Annotated in this window: 10 protein-coding genes; 7 read left to right on the top strand and 3 right to left on the bottom strand. The window is 74.0% G+C overall.

Annotated features, from left to right (window positions below; genetic code table 11):
• Positions 1-59: 59 nt before the first annotated feature.
• Positions 60-1706, bottom strand: coding sequence for a PucR family transcriptional regulator (locus IF02_RS0127650; protein ID WP_078622370.1), 1647 nt, complete (start codon positions 1704-1706; stop codon positions 60-62).
• Between the two features lie 116 nt (positions 1707-1822).
• On the opposite strand from IF02_RS0127650, the gene speB reads away from it, so the two are divergent.
• From speB to IF02_RS0127610, 7 genes are all read left to right on the top strand, one after another.
• Positions 1823-2791 carry an agmatinase gene (speB, locus tag IF02_RS0127645; RefSeq protein WP_030161600.1) on the top strand — a complete coding sequence of 323 codons (969 nt, stop codon included), beginning with the start codon at positions 1823-1825 and terminating at the stop codon, positions 2789-2791.
• Positions 2792-2817: 26 nt separating this feature from the next.
• Entirely contained in the window at positions 2818-4503 is a 1686-nt protein-coding gene (locus IF02_RS0127640) for a thiamine pyrophosphate-binding protein (RefSeq protein WP_030161598.1), read from the top strand.
• Between the two features lie 114 nt (positions 4504-4617).
• The gene (locus IF02_RS34980) at positions 4618-4788 is read left to right on the top strand and encodes a hypothetical protein (protein WP_158708579.1); all 171 of its coding nucleotides are present in this window, start codon (positions 4618-4620) and stop codon (positions 4786-4788) included.
• A gap of 41 nt (positions 4789-4829) precedes the next feature.
• A complete protein-coding gene (locus IF02_RS0127625; RefSeq protein ID WP_158708578.1) occupies positions 4830-5102 on the top strand; it encodes a hypothetical protein in 273 nt (90 codons plus the stop codon).
• Between the two features lie 80 nt (positions 5103-5182).
• Positions 5183-9151 carry an ABC transporter ATP-binding protein gene (locus IF02_RS0127620; RefSeq protein ID WP_234318346.1) on the top strand — a complete coding sequence of 1323 codons (3969 nt, stop codon included), beginning with the start codon at positions 5183-5185 and terminating at the stop codon, positions 9149-9151.
• 118 nt (positions 9152-9269) lie between these two features.
• A complete protein-coding gene (locus tag IF02_RS0127615; RefSeq protein ID WP_234318345.1) occupies positions 9270-9671 on the top strand; it encodes a hypothetical protein in 402 nt (133 codons plus the stop codon).
• Positions 9672-9755: 84 nt separating this feature from the next.
• Complete coding sequence (locus IF02_RS0127610) at positions 9756-11189, top strand: S28 family serine protease (RefSeq protein ID WP_030161589.1); 1434 nt, start codon at positions 9756-9758, stop codon at positions 11187-11189.
• A gap of 86 nt (positions 11190-11275) precedes the next feature.
• Here the strand turns inward: IF02_RS0127610 and IF02_RS0127605 are convergent, their stop codons facing one another.
• Positions 11276-13231 carry a glycoside hydrolase family 3 N-terminal domain-containing protein gene (locus IF02_RS0127605; protein ID WP_030161586.1) on the bottom strand — a complete coding sequence of 652 codons (1956 nt, stop codon included), beginning with the start codon at positions 13229-13231 and terminating at the stop codon, positions 11276-11278.
• A 10-nt stretch (positions 13232-13241) separates the two neighbouring features.
• Positions 13242-14198, bottom strand: coding sequence for a LysR family transcriptional regulator (locus IF02_RS0127600; RefSeq protein WP_030161584.1), 957 nt, complete (start codon positions 14196-14198; stop codon positions 13242-13244).
• Between the last annotated feature and the right edge of the window lie 110 nt (positions 14199-14308).

Here is a 14308-nt window from a genome sequence, read left to right as displayed (position 1 = left end):
TACGGCGGAGCTGCCCCGGGCCGGGCCGGTGGCCCCGGATGGCCGGTGGCCCGGGCCGGTCAGGCCTCCGGCGCCCGTCGCAGGGCGAACCACAGCTCCATCCGGGTGTCCGGGTCGTCGAGGTCGCGGCCGAGGAGGCTCGCGGCGCGGGCGATGCGCTGGCGGACGGTGTTGCGGTGCACCCCGAGGGCCGCGGCGCTGCGGTCCCAGCTGCCGTGGTGGGCCAGCCAGGCGCGCAGGGTGTCCCGCAGGGCGGGGGAGAGCGGGCCGAGCAGGGCCTCGGCGTGGGCGCGGGCCTCGGCTTCGCCGACGAGCCCCGCGAAGCCGGAGTCGGCGTGCCGGGCCAGCAGGGTCCGGGCCGCCTCCGCGCGGTCCAGGGCCCGGCGGGCCTGCGCGTCGGCGCCGGCCAGCGCGTCGGGCCCGGCCGGGGCGCTGACCCCGAGCCGCCACCCGGGCTGCGGGGACGGCTCCCGGTCGGTGAGGAGCCGTACGGCCGGGCCGTCCGGGTCCAGCAGTACGGTGCCCAGCGCGGCGGCGAGGGCCTGCGGATCGGCGCCGCCGCGCGCGTGGACCGCGTACCAGGGCCCGGGCCCGCCCAGCGCCGCGGCGGGGGAGCCGCCCAGCAGCAGCCGGGCCAGCGCGGCGGCCTCGGCCCCGGCCGGCCGGTCGGCGGTGAGCAGGGCCAGCAGGACGGCGGCGATGGAGGCGATGGCGTGGTCGCCCGGGGCCCGGACCGGGGCGGCGAGGGCCAGCACCCGCCCCCCGCCGACGGTGTAGACGGCGAGGTGCGTCCCGCCGACGGCGTCGGTGGCGGTGGCCGCCGCCCCGCCCGCCACCCGCCGCGCCAGCCCCCGGACGGCGACGAGCGCCTCCTCCGCCGGTCCCGCCCCGGCGGCCCGCACCACCCCGACGGGCGCTCCGGCGGTTGCCGCCGCGGCGTCGGACACGGCCGGCCCGCCCGGCGCGACCCCGGAAGCTCCGGATCCGGCCGGGCCGCCGGGTGGGCCCGCGGCGGCTCCGGGGCCGGGCAGACCGCCCGCGGGGCCTGATCCTTCTGCCGCGGCGCCGGCCGGGCCGGGCGCCGGGCCTGACCCGGCCGCCCCGGCGCCGGACCGGCTGACCGCTTGGTCCGATCCTCCCGCCGGGGCGGCGGCCGGGGTCAGCAGGGCCGCCCACCCGCTCAGGCTGGCCGCCAGGCGGGCCAGCACCGCCGGGACCGGGTCGGGGCGGGCGGCCGCGGCGGCGAGGGCCTGCTGGGCTTCGGTGACCCGGCGCAGCTCGCGCGTCCGCGCCTCGGCCATGAGCCGCCACACGGCGCGGGCCACGGCCGTGAACCGGGTCTGCGGCGGGACCTCCAGCAGCGGCAGCCCGTGCCGGACGCAGGCCTCGGCCAGGGCGGGCGGCACCTCCGCGTGCAGCGGCGCCACCCCGAACCCGAGCGCGGCCACCCCCGAGCCGACCAGCCGCCGCACGTACGCGTCGGCGCCATCGGCGGCATCGGCGGCGTCGCCCGCCCCCGCCGTGAGGAGCAGCTCGCCGCCCAGGAGGTAGGGGGACGGGTCCGCCATCTCCGAGGCGTGCACCCCGTGCACCTCCGCCCGCTCCGGCCCGGCGACCAGCCGCAGCTCCAGTGCCTGGTCGGCGAGCAGCGCGCCGAGCCCGACCGCGGGCGTGGGCGGGCTGTCGGCCCCCGCAGGCTTCGGCATGGATGCTCCGTACAGTTCGAGGTCGTTCGGTGGATAAAACGTACACTTCGCGCCCCGGCACCCGCGGCTTACGCTCGAAGGACCGCACCGAAGGACCTCCAGAAGGGCACACCCCGATGAGCAACGAGCAGACGCCGCGCGGACCGGTCGACTCCTCCCGCATCCCGCGCTACGCGGGCCCCGCGACCTTCGCCCGGCTGCCCCGCCTGGACGAGGTCGGCTCGGCGGACGTCGCCGTCGTCGGTGTCCCGTTCGACTCGGGCGTCTCGTACCGCCCCGGTGCCCGCTTCGGCGGCAACGCGATCCGCGAGGCCTCCCGCCTGCTGCGCCCGTACAACCCGGCGCAGGACGCCTCCCCGTTCGCGCTCGCCCAGGTGGCGGACGCCGGTGACATCGCCGTGAACCCCTTCAACATCAACGAGGCCGTCGAGACGGTCGAGGCGGCCGCGGACGAGCTCCTCGGTGCCGGCTCCCGCCTGATGACCCTCGGCGGCGACCACACCATCGCCCTCCCGCTGCTCCGCTCCGTCGCGAAGAAGCACGGCCCGGTCGCGCTGCTGCACTTCGACGCGCACCTGGACACCTGGGACACGTACTTCGGCGCCGAGTACACGCACGGCACGCCGTTCCGCCGCGCCGTGGAGGAGGGCATCCTCGACACCGAGGCGCTGTCCCACGTCGGCACGCGCGGTCCGCTGTACGGCAAGCAGGACCTGGACGACGACGCCAAGATGGGCTTCGGCATCGTGACCTCGGCCGACGTCTACCGGCGCGGCGCCGACGAGGTCGCGGACCAGCTGCGCCAGCGCATCGGCGACCGCCCGCTGTACATCTCGATCGACATCGACGTGCTGGACCCGGCGCACGCGCCCGGCACCGGCACGCCGGAGGCGGGCGGCATGACCTCCCGCGAGCTGCTGGAGATCATCCGCGGCCTGTCCTCCTGCAACCTGGTCTCGGCGGACGTCGTCGAGGTCGCCCCGGCGTACGATCACGCCGAGATCACCTCGGTCGCGGCCTCGCACACCGCGTACGAGCTGACGACGATCATGAGCCGTCAGATCGCGGCGTCGAGGACGAAGTAGGACCCGAGAAGGGCGAGTAAGCGCACGTGACGCACGACCACGACCTGGTACTCCGTCCCACCGAGGCCCAGAGGGCGGCCGCCCTCGCGCCGCCGCCGGGGCGGACGGGCGGGGACCTGGTCGTGGAGACGCTCCGCGGCCTCGGCGCGACCACGGTCTTCGGTCTGCCGGGGCAGCACGCACTCGCCCTCTTCGACGCGGTGGGCCGCTCCGACCTGCGGCTGGTCGGGCTGCGGACGGAGAACAACGCCGGCTTCGCGGCGGACGCGTACGGCCGCATCACGGGCGAGGCGGTTCCTCTGCTGCTCTCGACCGGTCCGGGCGCGCTGATGGCCCTGCCGGCCCTCGCGGAGGCGGCCGCCGCCTCGGCCCCCGTCCTCGCCATCGCCTCGCAGGTCCCGGTGGCGGGCCTGGGCGGCGGCCGGCGCGGGCACCTGCACGAACTGCGGGACCAGTCGGCGTCGTTCCGGGACGTGGTGAAGTCGGTCCACACGGCCCGCACCCCGTCGCAGATCCCCTCGGTGATCGCGGAGGCCTGGGAATCGGCGCTGACGGCTCCGCACGGCCCCGTCTGGGTGGAGATCCCGGAGGACGTGCTGCGCGCGGAGACGGTGATCCCGCAGGTCACGGGCGTGGACGCGACCCCGCACGAGCTGGTCCCGCGCCCCGAGCTCACCGCGCTCGCGGCGCACTGGCTGGAGCGGGCCGCCCGCCCCGTGATCATCGCGGGCGGCGGGGTGATCCGCTCGGACGCGGCGGGCAAGCTGCGCCGGCTGGCGGAGCGGCTGAACGCCCCGGTGGTCACCACGTTCGGCGGCAAGGGCGCCTTCCCGTGGACCCACCCGCTGTCCCTCCAGTCCTGGCTGGAGGACCGCCACATGACGGACTTCCTGGAGGACGCGGACGTCCTCCTCGTCGTGGGCTCCGGCCTGGGCGAACTGAGCTCGAACTACCACACGTTCTTCCCGACGGGCCGGGTCGTCCAGATCGACGCGGACCTCGGCAAGCTGGAGTCCAACCACGCGGCCCTCGGCATCCACGCGGACGCCCGCCTGGCCCTCCAGGCCCTCCTGGAGACGGTCGGGGAACGCCAGGACACCCACGCACCGGAACGCGTGCGCCTGCTCCTCTCGGAGATCGAAACCCGCCTGTCGACGCAGGACGTATCGCTGGAGCGCGGGCTCCTCACCTCGATCCGCGCGGCGCTCCCGGCCCGCTCCCCGTCCTTCTGGGACATGACGATCCTGTCGTACTGGGCCTGGTCGGCGTTCGACGCGAAGCACCCCAACACGATGCACTCGGCGCAGGGCGCCGGCGGCCTCGGCTACGCCTTCCCGGCGGCCCTCGGAGCCTGCGTCGCGGAACCGGGCACCCCGGTCCTGGCGGTCTCGGGCGACGGCGGGGCGATGTACTCGATCGCGGACCTGGCGACGGCGAAGCAGCACGACCTCGACGTGACCTGGCTGATCGTGGACGACGGCGGCTACGGCATCCTGCGCGAGTACATGGCGGACTCCTTCGAGGGCCGCACGACGGGCACCGACCTCGCCCGCCCGGACTTCACGGCCCTGGCCGAATCCTTCGGAGTCCCGGCATCGACGACGACCCCCCAAACCCTCCGCGAGGACCTCACCAAGTCCCTGAAGACCCCGGGCCCTTCGGTGGTCGTCCTTCCGGCCGAACTCCGCATGTTCGCGCCCACACACCTCTGAGCGCCGGGAGCCCTGCCGGCGGCTGGCCAGGGTGGCGGGTGGCCTTGATCACGTGGGCGAAGTGCGAGGGGGAGCGGTGCCGTTCGCGACCGGTCTGACGAAGGCGCCGATGCCGTGACCGCCCGTATGAAGGTCTCGGACGCAGGCGTCGCGAGCTACGACTTCGGCAAGGCCGACCCGGACACGGCGAAGGCGATCCGCCACGACCCCGACCTCCCGGAGGTCGAGCGGTCCCGGACGCAGCGGATCGCGGACACGGTCAAGGCGGTCACTCCGGGCCCATGACATCGGCGCGGCGGCCGGCGCCCTCAACGGCATCGGGGCCGATGTCGTCGTGCGATTCGGGCGAGCCCGAGGCGAAGAGCGTGTTCGTCGAGTGCGCCATGCCCGGTGAACTCGATGAGCGGTCGAAGTCGGCACGGTTCTACGCGGACGCCTCGTACACGATCAACATCGGCAAGCCGGAACTCGACCAGGCCGCCCGGGACCGCCAGACAGCCCTCGCCTACCTCGTGGCCCGCCGGGTCACCGAGGCCCTCGGCTGCGAGAACAAGCCGCTGGAGCGGCCTCCCGTCGTGAAGCCGCTGCCCAGCCCGTAAGGCGGCACGGTCAGGCCGACACGGATGGGTGGGGTCGGGTCGCCGCGCCGCGCGGAAACCCGTTCGATTGTTGCGGCGGGATGAAATCCGCCGGTCGGAGCGTTGGGGCTTCCGGCAGGACAAGACGAACGGGGAGGCACGACGTGACGGCAGCGGGCGGGAAACAGGGCTGGGCCAGGCGGCTCACCGCCTACACCTGGCGGTACCGGACCAATGTGCTGCTCGCCCTCGGGTCCTCACTGGCCGGCATGGCCGTCATGGCCCTCGTACCCCTGGTCACCAAGGTCATCATCGACGACGTCATCGGCGACCACACCAAGCCCATGGGCGTCTGGGCCGGGCTCCTCATAGCCGCCGCCGTCCTCGTGTACGTACTGACCTACATACGCAGGTACTACGGCGGCCGCCTCGCGCTCGACGTCCAGCACGACCTGCGCACCGACATGTACGACACCATCGCCCGCCTCGACGGGCGCCGCCAGGACGAACTGTCCACCGGCCAGGTCATCGGGCGCGCCACCAGCGACCTCCAGCTGATCCAAGGGCTGCTCTTCATGCTGCCCATGACCATCGGGAACTTCCTCCTCTTCGGGATATCCCTCGGCATCATGCTGGCGCTGTCCCCGCTGCTGACGCTGGTCGCGCTGCTCATGGCCCCCGCCCTCTGGTTCATCGCCAAGCGCAGCCGCAAGAAGCTCTTCCCCGCCACCTGGTGGGCCCAGGGCCAGGCCGCCGCCGTCGCCACCGTCGTCGACGGGGCCGTCACCGGCGTCCGCGTCGTCAAGGGCTTCGGCCAGGAGGAGCAGGAGACCGGCAAGCTGCGCACCGCCGGGCGCCGGCTGTTCGCCGGCCGGATGCGGACCATCCGGCTCAACTCCCGCTACACCCCCGCCCTGCAGGCCGTACCCGCCCTCGGACAGGTCGCCATGCTGGCCCTCGGCGGCTGGATGGCCACCCAGGGGCACATCACCCTCGGCACCTTCGTCGCCTTCTCCACCTACCTCTCCCAGCTCGTCGGCCCCGTCCGCATGCTCGCCATGGTCCTCACCGTCGGCCAGCAGGCCCGCGCCGGCGTCGAGCGGGTCTTCGAGCTCATCGACACCGAGCCCGTCATCGAGGAGGGCACGCGGGAGCTGCCCGCCGACGTCCCCGCCACCGTCGAGTTCGACGGGGTCGGCTTCGGGTACGACCCCCAGCGGCCCGTCCTGGACGGGTTCTCGCTCTCCATCGCCGAAGGCGAGACCGTCGCCGTCGTCGGGGCCTCCGGCTCCGGCAAGTCCACCGTCTCCCTCCTCCTGCCGCGCTTCTACGACGCCGACCGCGGCACCGTCCGCGTCGGCGGGTACGACGTGCGCGAGCTGACGTACGACTCGCTGCGCGCCGCCATCGGACTCGTACCGGAGGACTCGTTCCTCTTCTCCGACACCATCCGCGCCAACATCGCGTACGGGCAGCCGGACGCCACCGACGCGCAGGTCGAGGCCGCCGCCCGCGCCGCCCAGGCCGAATCGTTCATCCAGGCCCTGCCCGCCGGGTACGACACCAAGGTCGGCGAGCAGGGGCTCACCCTCTCCGGCGGCCAGCGCCAGCGCATCGCGCTCGCCCGCGCCATCCTCACCGACCCCAGGCTGCTGCTCCTGGACGACGCCACCTCGGCCGTGGACGCCCGCGTCGAGCACGAGATCCACGAGGCGCTGCGCGCCGTCATGGCCGGCCGCACCACCCTGCTCATCGCCCACCGCCGCTCCACGCTCGCGCTGGCCGACCGGATCGCCGTACTCGACCGCGGGCGGCTCTCCGACATCGGTACGCACGAGGAACTGGAGCGCCGCTCGCCCCTCTACCGGCGCCTGCTCACCGACCCGGACGCGCTCGGCGCCGGCTCGCCGCGCACCCCCGACGCGCCCGCGATGGCCGAGTTCGAGCGGGACATCGAGGGCAAGCTGGAACGGGACATCGAACTCGAAGCCGAGATCGACTCCGAGCCGGTCAACGCCAAGCGGCGGGTCGTGGACGGGATCACCCCCGAGCTCTGGCGCCGCCAGGAGGAACAAGAGGAAGAGGAAGCGGAGGAGGAGGCGGAGGCGGAGGCCGCCACCCGGACCGCGGCCGCGACCGGCGCGCCCGGAACCGGCGCGCCCGGAACCGGCGCGCCCGGAACCGGCGCGCCCGGCGCCTCCGTTGCCGGCGCCGTCGCCGGAATGCCGGCCACCCCCGAACTGCTCGCGCAGGTGGCCGCCCTGCCGCCCGCCGACGACGAGCCCGCCGTGGACGAGGACCGCGCGGCGGCCGCCGAGAAGAGCTACAACCTGCGCCGCCTGCTCCAAGGCTTCTGGGCGCCCCTCGCCATCAGCCTCGGCCTCGTCGCCGTCGACGCCGGCTCCGGGCTGCTGCTCCCGATCCTGATCCGGCACGGCATCGACAAGGGCGTCGAGCAGGCCGCCCTCGGCGCCGTCTGGGTCGCCGCCGCCCTCGCGCTCTGCGTCGTCGTCGCGCAGTGGGCCGCCCAGTTCGCCGAGACCCGGATGACCGGGCGCACCGGCGAGCGCGTCCTGTACTCCCTGCGCGTCAAGATCTTCGCCCAGCTCCAGCGCCTCGGCCTCGACTACTACGAGCGCGAGCTGACCGGCAAGATCATGACCCGGATGACCACCGACGTGGACGCCCTGTCCACCTTCTTGCAGACCGGGCTCGTCACCGCCGTCGTCTCCGTCTTCACCTTCTTCGGCATCCTGATCGCCCTGCTCGTCCTCGACGTCGAGCTCGCGCTGATCGTCTTCGCCACCCTCCCCGTGCTGGTCATCGGCACGATCGTGTTCCGCCGCAAGTCGGTCGCCGCGTACGAGCTCGCCCGCGACCGGGTCAGCCTGGTCAACGCCGACCTCCAGGAGTCCGTCTCCGGGCTGCGCATCGTCCAGGCCTTCCGCCGTCAGGGCGCCGGCGCCGCCCGGTTCGCCGAGCGGAGCGACTCGTACCGCCAGGCCCGGGTGCGCGGCCAGTGGCTGATATCCGTCTACTTCCCCTTCGTGCAGCTGCTGTCCTCCGGGGCCGCGGCCGCCGTGCTGATCGTCGGCGCGGGCCGGGTCGAGGCCGGCACCCTGACCACCGGCGCACTGGTGGCGTACCTGCTCTACATCGACCTGTTCTTCGCCCCCGTCCAGCAGCTCTCCCAGGTCTTCGACGGCTACCAGCAGGCCACCGTCTCGCTCGGCCGGATCCAGGGGCTGCTGCGCGAGCCCACCAGCACCCCCCGCCCGGCCGACCCGCGCGCGGTCGAGGAGCTGCGCGGCGAGATCGCCTTCGAGGACGTGCGCTTCGCGTACGGCACCGCCGAGGAGCGCGGCGAGAAGGGCGACGCGCTGGCCGGAATCAGCCTGCGGATACCCGCCGGCCAGACCGTCGCCTTCGTCGGCGAGACGGGCGCCGGCAAGTCCACGCTGGTCAAGCTCGTGGCCCGGTTCTACGACCCGACCTCGGGCCGGGTCACCGCCGACGGCGCCGACCTGCGGGAGCTCGACCTGACGGCGTACCGCCACCGGCTCGGGGTCGTCCCCCAGGAGCCGTACCTCTTCCCGGGGACGGTCCGCGACGCCATCGCCTACGGGCGGCCCGAGGCGAGCGACGCCGAGGTGGAGGCCGCCGCCCGCGCGGTCGGCGCCCACGACATGATCGCCACCCTCGACGGCGGCTACCTGCACACCGTCGCCGAGCGCGGCCGCAACCTCTCGGCCGGCCAGCGCCAGCTGATCGCACTGGCCCGCGCCGAACTCGTCGACCCGGACGTGCTGCTGCTCGACGAGGCCACCGCCGCACTCGACCTGGCCACCGAGGCCCAGGTCAACCAGGCCACCGACCGGCTCGCCGGCAAGCGCACCACCCTCGTGGTGGCGCACCGGCTGACCACGGCCGCGCGCGCCGACCGCGTCGTGGTCATGGACCGCGGCCGGGTCGTGGAGGACGGCACCCACGCCGAACTCGTGGCCCGCGGCGGGCGCTACGCCGAACTGTGGCGCACCTTCGTGGGCGAGGACGAACGCGCCGCCGCCTGACGCCGCGCCGCGCAGACCCCCGCCCCACTGACCCCCCGGATCTTGCTGCAAGCAACCTTTCGGGGGGTCTGCGCGTCGTACGTGCGTACGTGTTACGTACGACCGATCGGGGGGCAGGGTGGAGCACGGACGGAAGGGGCGCGGCCGGGGGGCCGCGTCGGCGAGGGCGTTCGCGGCGGGGCTGATGCTGTGCGTCGGCGGGCTGCTCGCGGCGCCCCCGGCGCACGCGGCGACCGGTGGCTGCGGGGGTGACCTGGTCAGGACGCTGCCGCTGCCGACGGGTGAGGTGCGCGTCTACAAGAGCCGTACGCAGGCCTGCGCGGTGACCGTCGCCCACGACCCGGGCCGGCGCCGGGCGATGGCGGTCAGCATCCAGCCGCGCGGCGGGGTTCCGGTCCGTGACGCCGGGCAATTCACCCGATATGCCGGACCTGTCACCGTCGGTGCGATCACCCGCTGCGTGTATGTAAAGGGGAGCATCGAGGCCGGATCCGTCGATTCCGGCTGGATTCTGTGCTGAACGAGCGTCCCAACTGGGTCTGGTCAGCGGCGCGTTGACCCCGCTAGGTTCACGGGCGACCGAAGTGAACTCAGGGGAGGGTGAATGCGCAAGACGCTCGGCTGGCTGCTGTCACTCGTGGTGCTGATCGGCACCATGGGCGCAGCCGGCTTCACGGCCCAGGCGGCCACCGCCGCAGGGCCGTCCGCCGCGACGGACATCAAGGACGAGATCCTCGCCATCGCGGGGATGAGTCTGATCGAGGAGAAGGAGTACCCCGGGTACCGCTTCTTCGTACTGAACTACGAACAGCCGGTCGACCACCGGAACCCGTCGAAGGGCACCTTCAAGCAGCGCCTCACCCTGCTGCACAAGGACGTCTCCCGGCCCACGGTCTTCTACACCTCCGGCTACAACGTCAACACCAGCCCGCGCCGCAGCGAGCCGACGACCATCGTCGACGGCAACCAGGTGTCGCTGGAGTACCGGTTCTTCACGCCCTCCCGGCCCGATCCGGCCAACTGGGCGAACCTGGACATCTGGCAGGCCGCCAGCGACCAGCACCGCATCTACACCGCCCTGAAGAAGGTCTACAAGAAGAACTGGCTGGCCACGGGCGGCAGCAAGGGCGGTATGACGGCGACGTACTACGAGCGCTACTACCCGCGCGACATGGACGGTGTCGTCGCGTACGTCGCGCCCAACGACGTCGTCAACAAGGAGGACTCGGCGTACGACCGGTTCTTCGCCAAGGTCGGCACCAAGGAGTGCCGCGACAAGCTGAACGCGGTGCAGCGCGAGGCGCTCGTACGCCGTGAGCCGCTGGAGGCCAAGTACGCGGCCGCCGCGGCCGAGAACGGCTGGACCTTCACCACCGTCGGCAACCTCGACAAGGCCTACGAGGCCGTCGTGCTCGACTACGTGTGGGCCTTCTGGCAGTACAGCCTGCTGGCCGACTGCGCCTCCATCCCGGCCGCCGCGACCGCGAGCGACCAGGAGATCTGGGACTCGATCGACACGATCTCCGGCTTCTCGGCCTACGCCGACCAGGGCCTGGAGACGTACACGCCGTACTACTACCAGGCGGGTACGCAGCTCGGTTCGCCCGACATCAAGCAGTCGCACCTGAAGGGCCTGAGCCGCTACGGCTACCAGCCGCCGCGCAACTTCGTGCCCCGCGACATCCCGATGACCTTCCAGCCGGGGGTCATGGCGGACGTCGACAACTGGGTGAAGAACAACGCGAACCAGATGCTGTTCGTGTACGGGCAGAACGACCCGTGGGGTGCTGAACCGTTCCACCTCGGCTACGGGGTGCGCGACAGCTACGTGATGATCGCGCCGGGCGCCAACCACGGGGCCAACGTCGCCAAGCTCCTGGACGGCGAGAAGGCGCTGGCCACGCAGAAGATCCTGCAGTGGGCCGGGGTCGCCCCGGCGGCCGCGCTCGCCGACGCGGGCCGGGCGACGCCGCTGGCGAAGCCCGACGCGGTGCTCGACCAGAAGGACGTGGAGCGCGAGCCGCAGCTGCGGCCGTAGCTCCCCGGTAGGACCCGAGGGGCCACGGGAGAGGTAGTACGGCCAGTACCAGGCGTACCAGGCGTACCAGGCGTACCAGGTCGTACTCAGTCGTACGACAGCCCGTGGCCCAGCGGGTAGCGGCCCGGCACCGGGACCGGCAGGCGGCCCGAGGGCCGTACCGCCCCGGTGACCACCCGGGCCGCCGCCCGCATCTCCACGTCCGTCCAGGTGTACGTCGCCAGCTCGGCCGCGCACGCGGGCAGCCGGGCGGGGTCGTACGGATTGCGGATCGCCACCACGACCACCGGCACCCCGGTGGCCAGCAGCTCCGTGACCAGCGTGCGCTGCGGATCGTCCCCCTCGGGGACGTTGTACGTGCACACCAGCACCGCCGCGTTGCCGGGAGCCGCGGCCACCGCCCGGGCGGGCGGCAGGGCCGTCGCCCGGCAGCCCAGGGCGGTCAGCTCCCGGGCCAGTACCGCGGTAGGGGGCCCTGTCGTACCGCTGGGGGAGGCGGGGTCGGTCCCGGTGACCAGCACCCGGGGCGCGGCGGCCGGGTCCAGCGGCAGCAGCCTGACGGGATTGGCCAGCAGGGTCGTTGTACCCGCCGCGATCTCGTCCGCGGCCGTCAGGTGCGCCGGGATCCCCACCAGCGCGTCCATCTGCCCGGCGGCGGTGTGCGCCGCGTCGAACAGGCCGCGGCGGGCCTTCAGTTCCAGGATCCGCAGCACCGACTCCTCGATCCGGGCCTGCGTCAGCTCGCCCGCCTCGACGGCCGCGAGCACGCTGCGGTGCGCGAGGCCCAGGTCTGGTGGGTTCAGCAGCTGGTCGCATCCCGCCTTCAGGGCCAGTACCGGGACCCGGTCGTCCCCGTACTTCTGGCGTACCCCGGCCATGTCGAGGGCGTCGGTGACCACCACCCCCCGAAAGCCCAGGCGTTCGCGCAGGATGCCTGTCACGATCGGCCTGGAGAGGGTCGCCGGGTCCCCCGAAGGGTCGAGCGCGGGGAAGACGATGTGCGCCGTCATCACGGCGTCCACGCCCGCCTCCACCGCCGCCCGGAACGGGGGCTCGTCCAGCTCCTCCCACTGGGCCCGGCTGTGCCGCATCACCGGCAGCCCGACGTGGCTGTCGGTCTCGGTGTCCCCGTGGCCGGGGAAGTGCTTGGCGGTCGCGGCCACTCCGGCGCCCTGGTAGCCGCGGACCTGGGCGGCGACGAGGGTCGCCACGGCCTGCGGGTCGGAGCCGAAGGACCGTACGCCGATCACCGGATTGGCCGGGTTGACGTTCACGTCGGCCACCGGTGCGTAGTCCTGCCGGATGCCCATCGCGGCCAGCTCGGCGCCCGCGATGCGCGCGGCCCGGCGGGCCTCGGCGGTGGCCGCGGAATCGGAGCCGGAGCCGGAGCCGGAACCGGTATCGGAACCGGTATCGGTACTACCCGTACTACTACCTGTACCGGTACCCGTACCGCTCGTACCGCCGGCGCCCTGCCGCGCCCCCAGGGCCATCGCCCCCGGCAGCAGCGTCGCGGGCTTGCCGATGCGCGCCACGGCGCCGTGCTCCTGGTCCGTGGAGAGCAGCAGCGGGATGCCGGAACCGGTCCCGGCCGCCGCCCGCTGGAGGGCGGCCGACAGCTCGGCGATCTGCTGCGGGCCGCGGGTGTTGTGGGCCCAGGAGAAGTAGATGATCCCGCCGAGGTGGTAGCGGGAGACCAGCTCCGCGGCCGTGCGCACCCCGAACAGCTTCAGGTTCTGCTCGGCGTCCGCCGGATCCGGGTCGGTCGCCGAATGCCCGTACGCGCGGGACACGAAGAGCTGCCCGACCTTCTCGGCCAGGCTCATCCCGGCCACCAGGCGGCGCAGCGCGGCCCGGTCGGGCGCCCGGCCCGGCGGCCGGTCGCCGGGGCGCCCGTCGTCGGAGCGCCCGCCGTCGGGGCGCGGCCCGCCGCCCTCGCCGCCCGGGTCGCCGACCGCGGCGTACGAGGCCACCCCGGCGGCCGTGACGGCGGCGATGGCGGCTGCGGTGAGCAGGGACCTGCGGGACGCGTGGTACGACACGGGCCGGACCCTACTGCCGGGCCGCGCGAAGGCCGCCGCGGACACTCGGGAGGTCCCCCGGAAGGGGTGCCGCGTACGCCCAGTGCTCCTGGAGGGTCCGTACGGCCTCGGTGATCGCCGGCCGGCGGGCCGCCCCCGTCCGCCACACGGCGTACAACCTGCGTACGGGGCCCGGTTCCAGCGGTACGGCCACCGCGCCCGGCGGCAGCGACCCGGTGCCCAGCCGGGGTACGACGGCCACCCCGAGCCCGGCCGCGACCAGCGCGACGATGGTGTGGTTCTCCTCGGCCACGTGCGCGATGTCGGGCTCGAACCCGGCGGTTCGCAGCGTCCGCATCAGCCAGTCGTGGCAGACCCGGCCGGGCGGCTGGCAGACCCAGCGCTGGCCGCCGAGGTCCGCCCGGCGGATGACCGCCCGCTCGGTGAACGGGTGGTCCTGCGGTACGACCAGGTCGCAGTGGTCGTCCCCGATGACCACCTGCTCGACGCCCTCCGGGGCCGGCAGCGGGGCGATGTCCCAGTCGTGGGCCACCGCCAGATCGGTGACCCCCCGGGCCACCAGGTCCACCGACAGGTGGGGGTCGACCTCGGTGAGGCGTACGTCCAGCGCGGGGTGGCGGCGCGCGAGATCGGCGAGCGCCCCCGGCATGAGCCCGCGCGCCGCCGACGCGAAGGCGGCCACGGTCAGCAGCCCGCTCGGCTGCCCGCGCCGCTCCTCCAGGGTGGTCTCGGCGCGCTCCACGATCGCCAGCAACTCCTGGGCGGTCTCGGCGAGGTGCCGGGCCTCCTCGGTGAGCGCGACGCCGCGCCCGCGCCGCTCCAGCAGCGTGGTCCGGGTCTCCCGCTCCAGCTTGGCGATCTGCTGGGACACGGCGGAGGGGGTGTAGCCGAGCGCGGCCGCCGCGCCCGCGACCGAGCCGTGGACGGAGACGGCGTGCAGGGCGCGCAGCCGGGAGAGGTCGAGCATGCGGCCCATCGTAGGCATCCCCGGGCCGCAGGACACCCGTAAGCGATGCTTCATCCATCACGGAAGAGATCCGCGCTGGTGCTACATGGTTTCCGCGTCGATGCTCGAAG

It is taken from the genome of Streptomyces sp. NRRL S-244 (assembly GCF_000717915.1).
Lineage (GTDB): Bacteria > Actinomycetota > Actinomycetes > Streptomycetales > Streptomycetaceae > Streptomyces.
Note: the sequence above shows the minus strand (reverse complement) of the source record. Positions and strands in the feature narration are given on the sequence as shown.

What these genes read in the sequence shown, in the direction of transcription:
- IF02_RS0127650 (WP_078622370.1), bottom strand. Translation starts at nt 1,706, where the DNA reads ATGCCGAAGCCTGCGGGGGCCGACAGCCCGCCCACGCCCGCGGTCGGG.
- speB (WP_030161600.1), top strand. Translation starts at nt 1,823, where the DNA reads ATGAGCAACGAGCAGACGCCGCGCGGACCGGTCGACTCCTCCCGCATC.
- IF02_RS0127625 (WP_158708578.1), top strand. Translation starts at nt 4,830, where the DNA reads ATGTCGTCGTGCGATTCGGGCGAGCCCGAGGCGAAGAGCGTGTTCGTC.
- IF02_RS0127620 (WP_234318346.1), top strand. Translation starts at nt 5,183, where the DNA reads ATGAAATCCGCCGGTCGGAGCGTTGGGGCTTCCGGCAGGACAAGACGA.
- IF02_RS0127610 (WP_030161589.1), top strand. Translation starts at nt 9,756, where the DNA reads ATGCGCAAGACGCTCGGCTGGCTGCTGTCACTCGTGGTGCTGATCGGC.
- IF02_RS0127600 (WP_030161584.1), bottom strand. Translation starts at nt 14,198, where the DNA reads ATGCTCGACCTCTCCCGGCTGCGCGCCCTGCACGCCGTCTCCGTCCAC.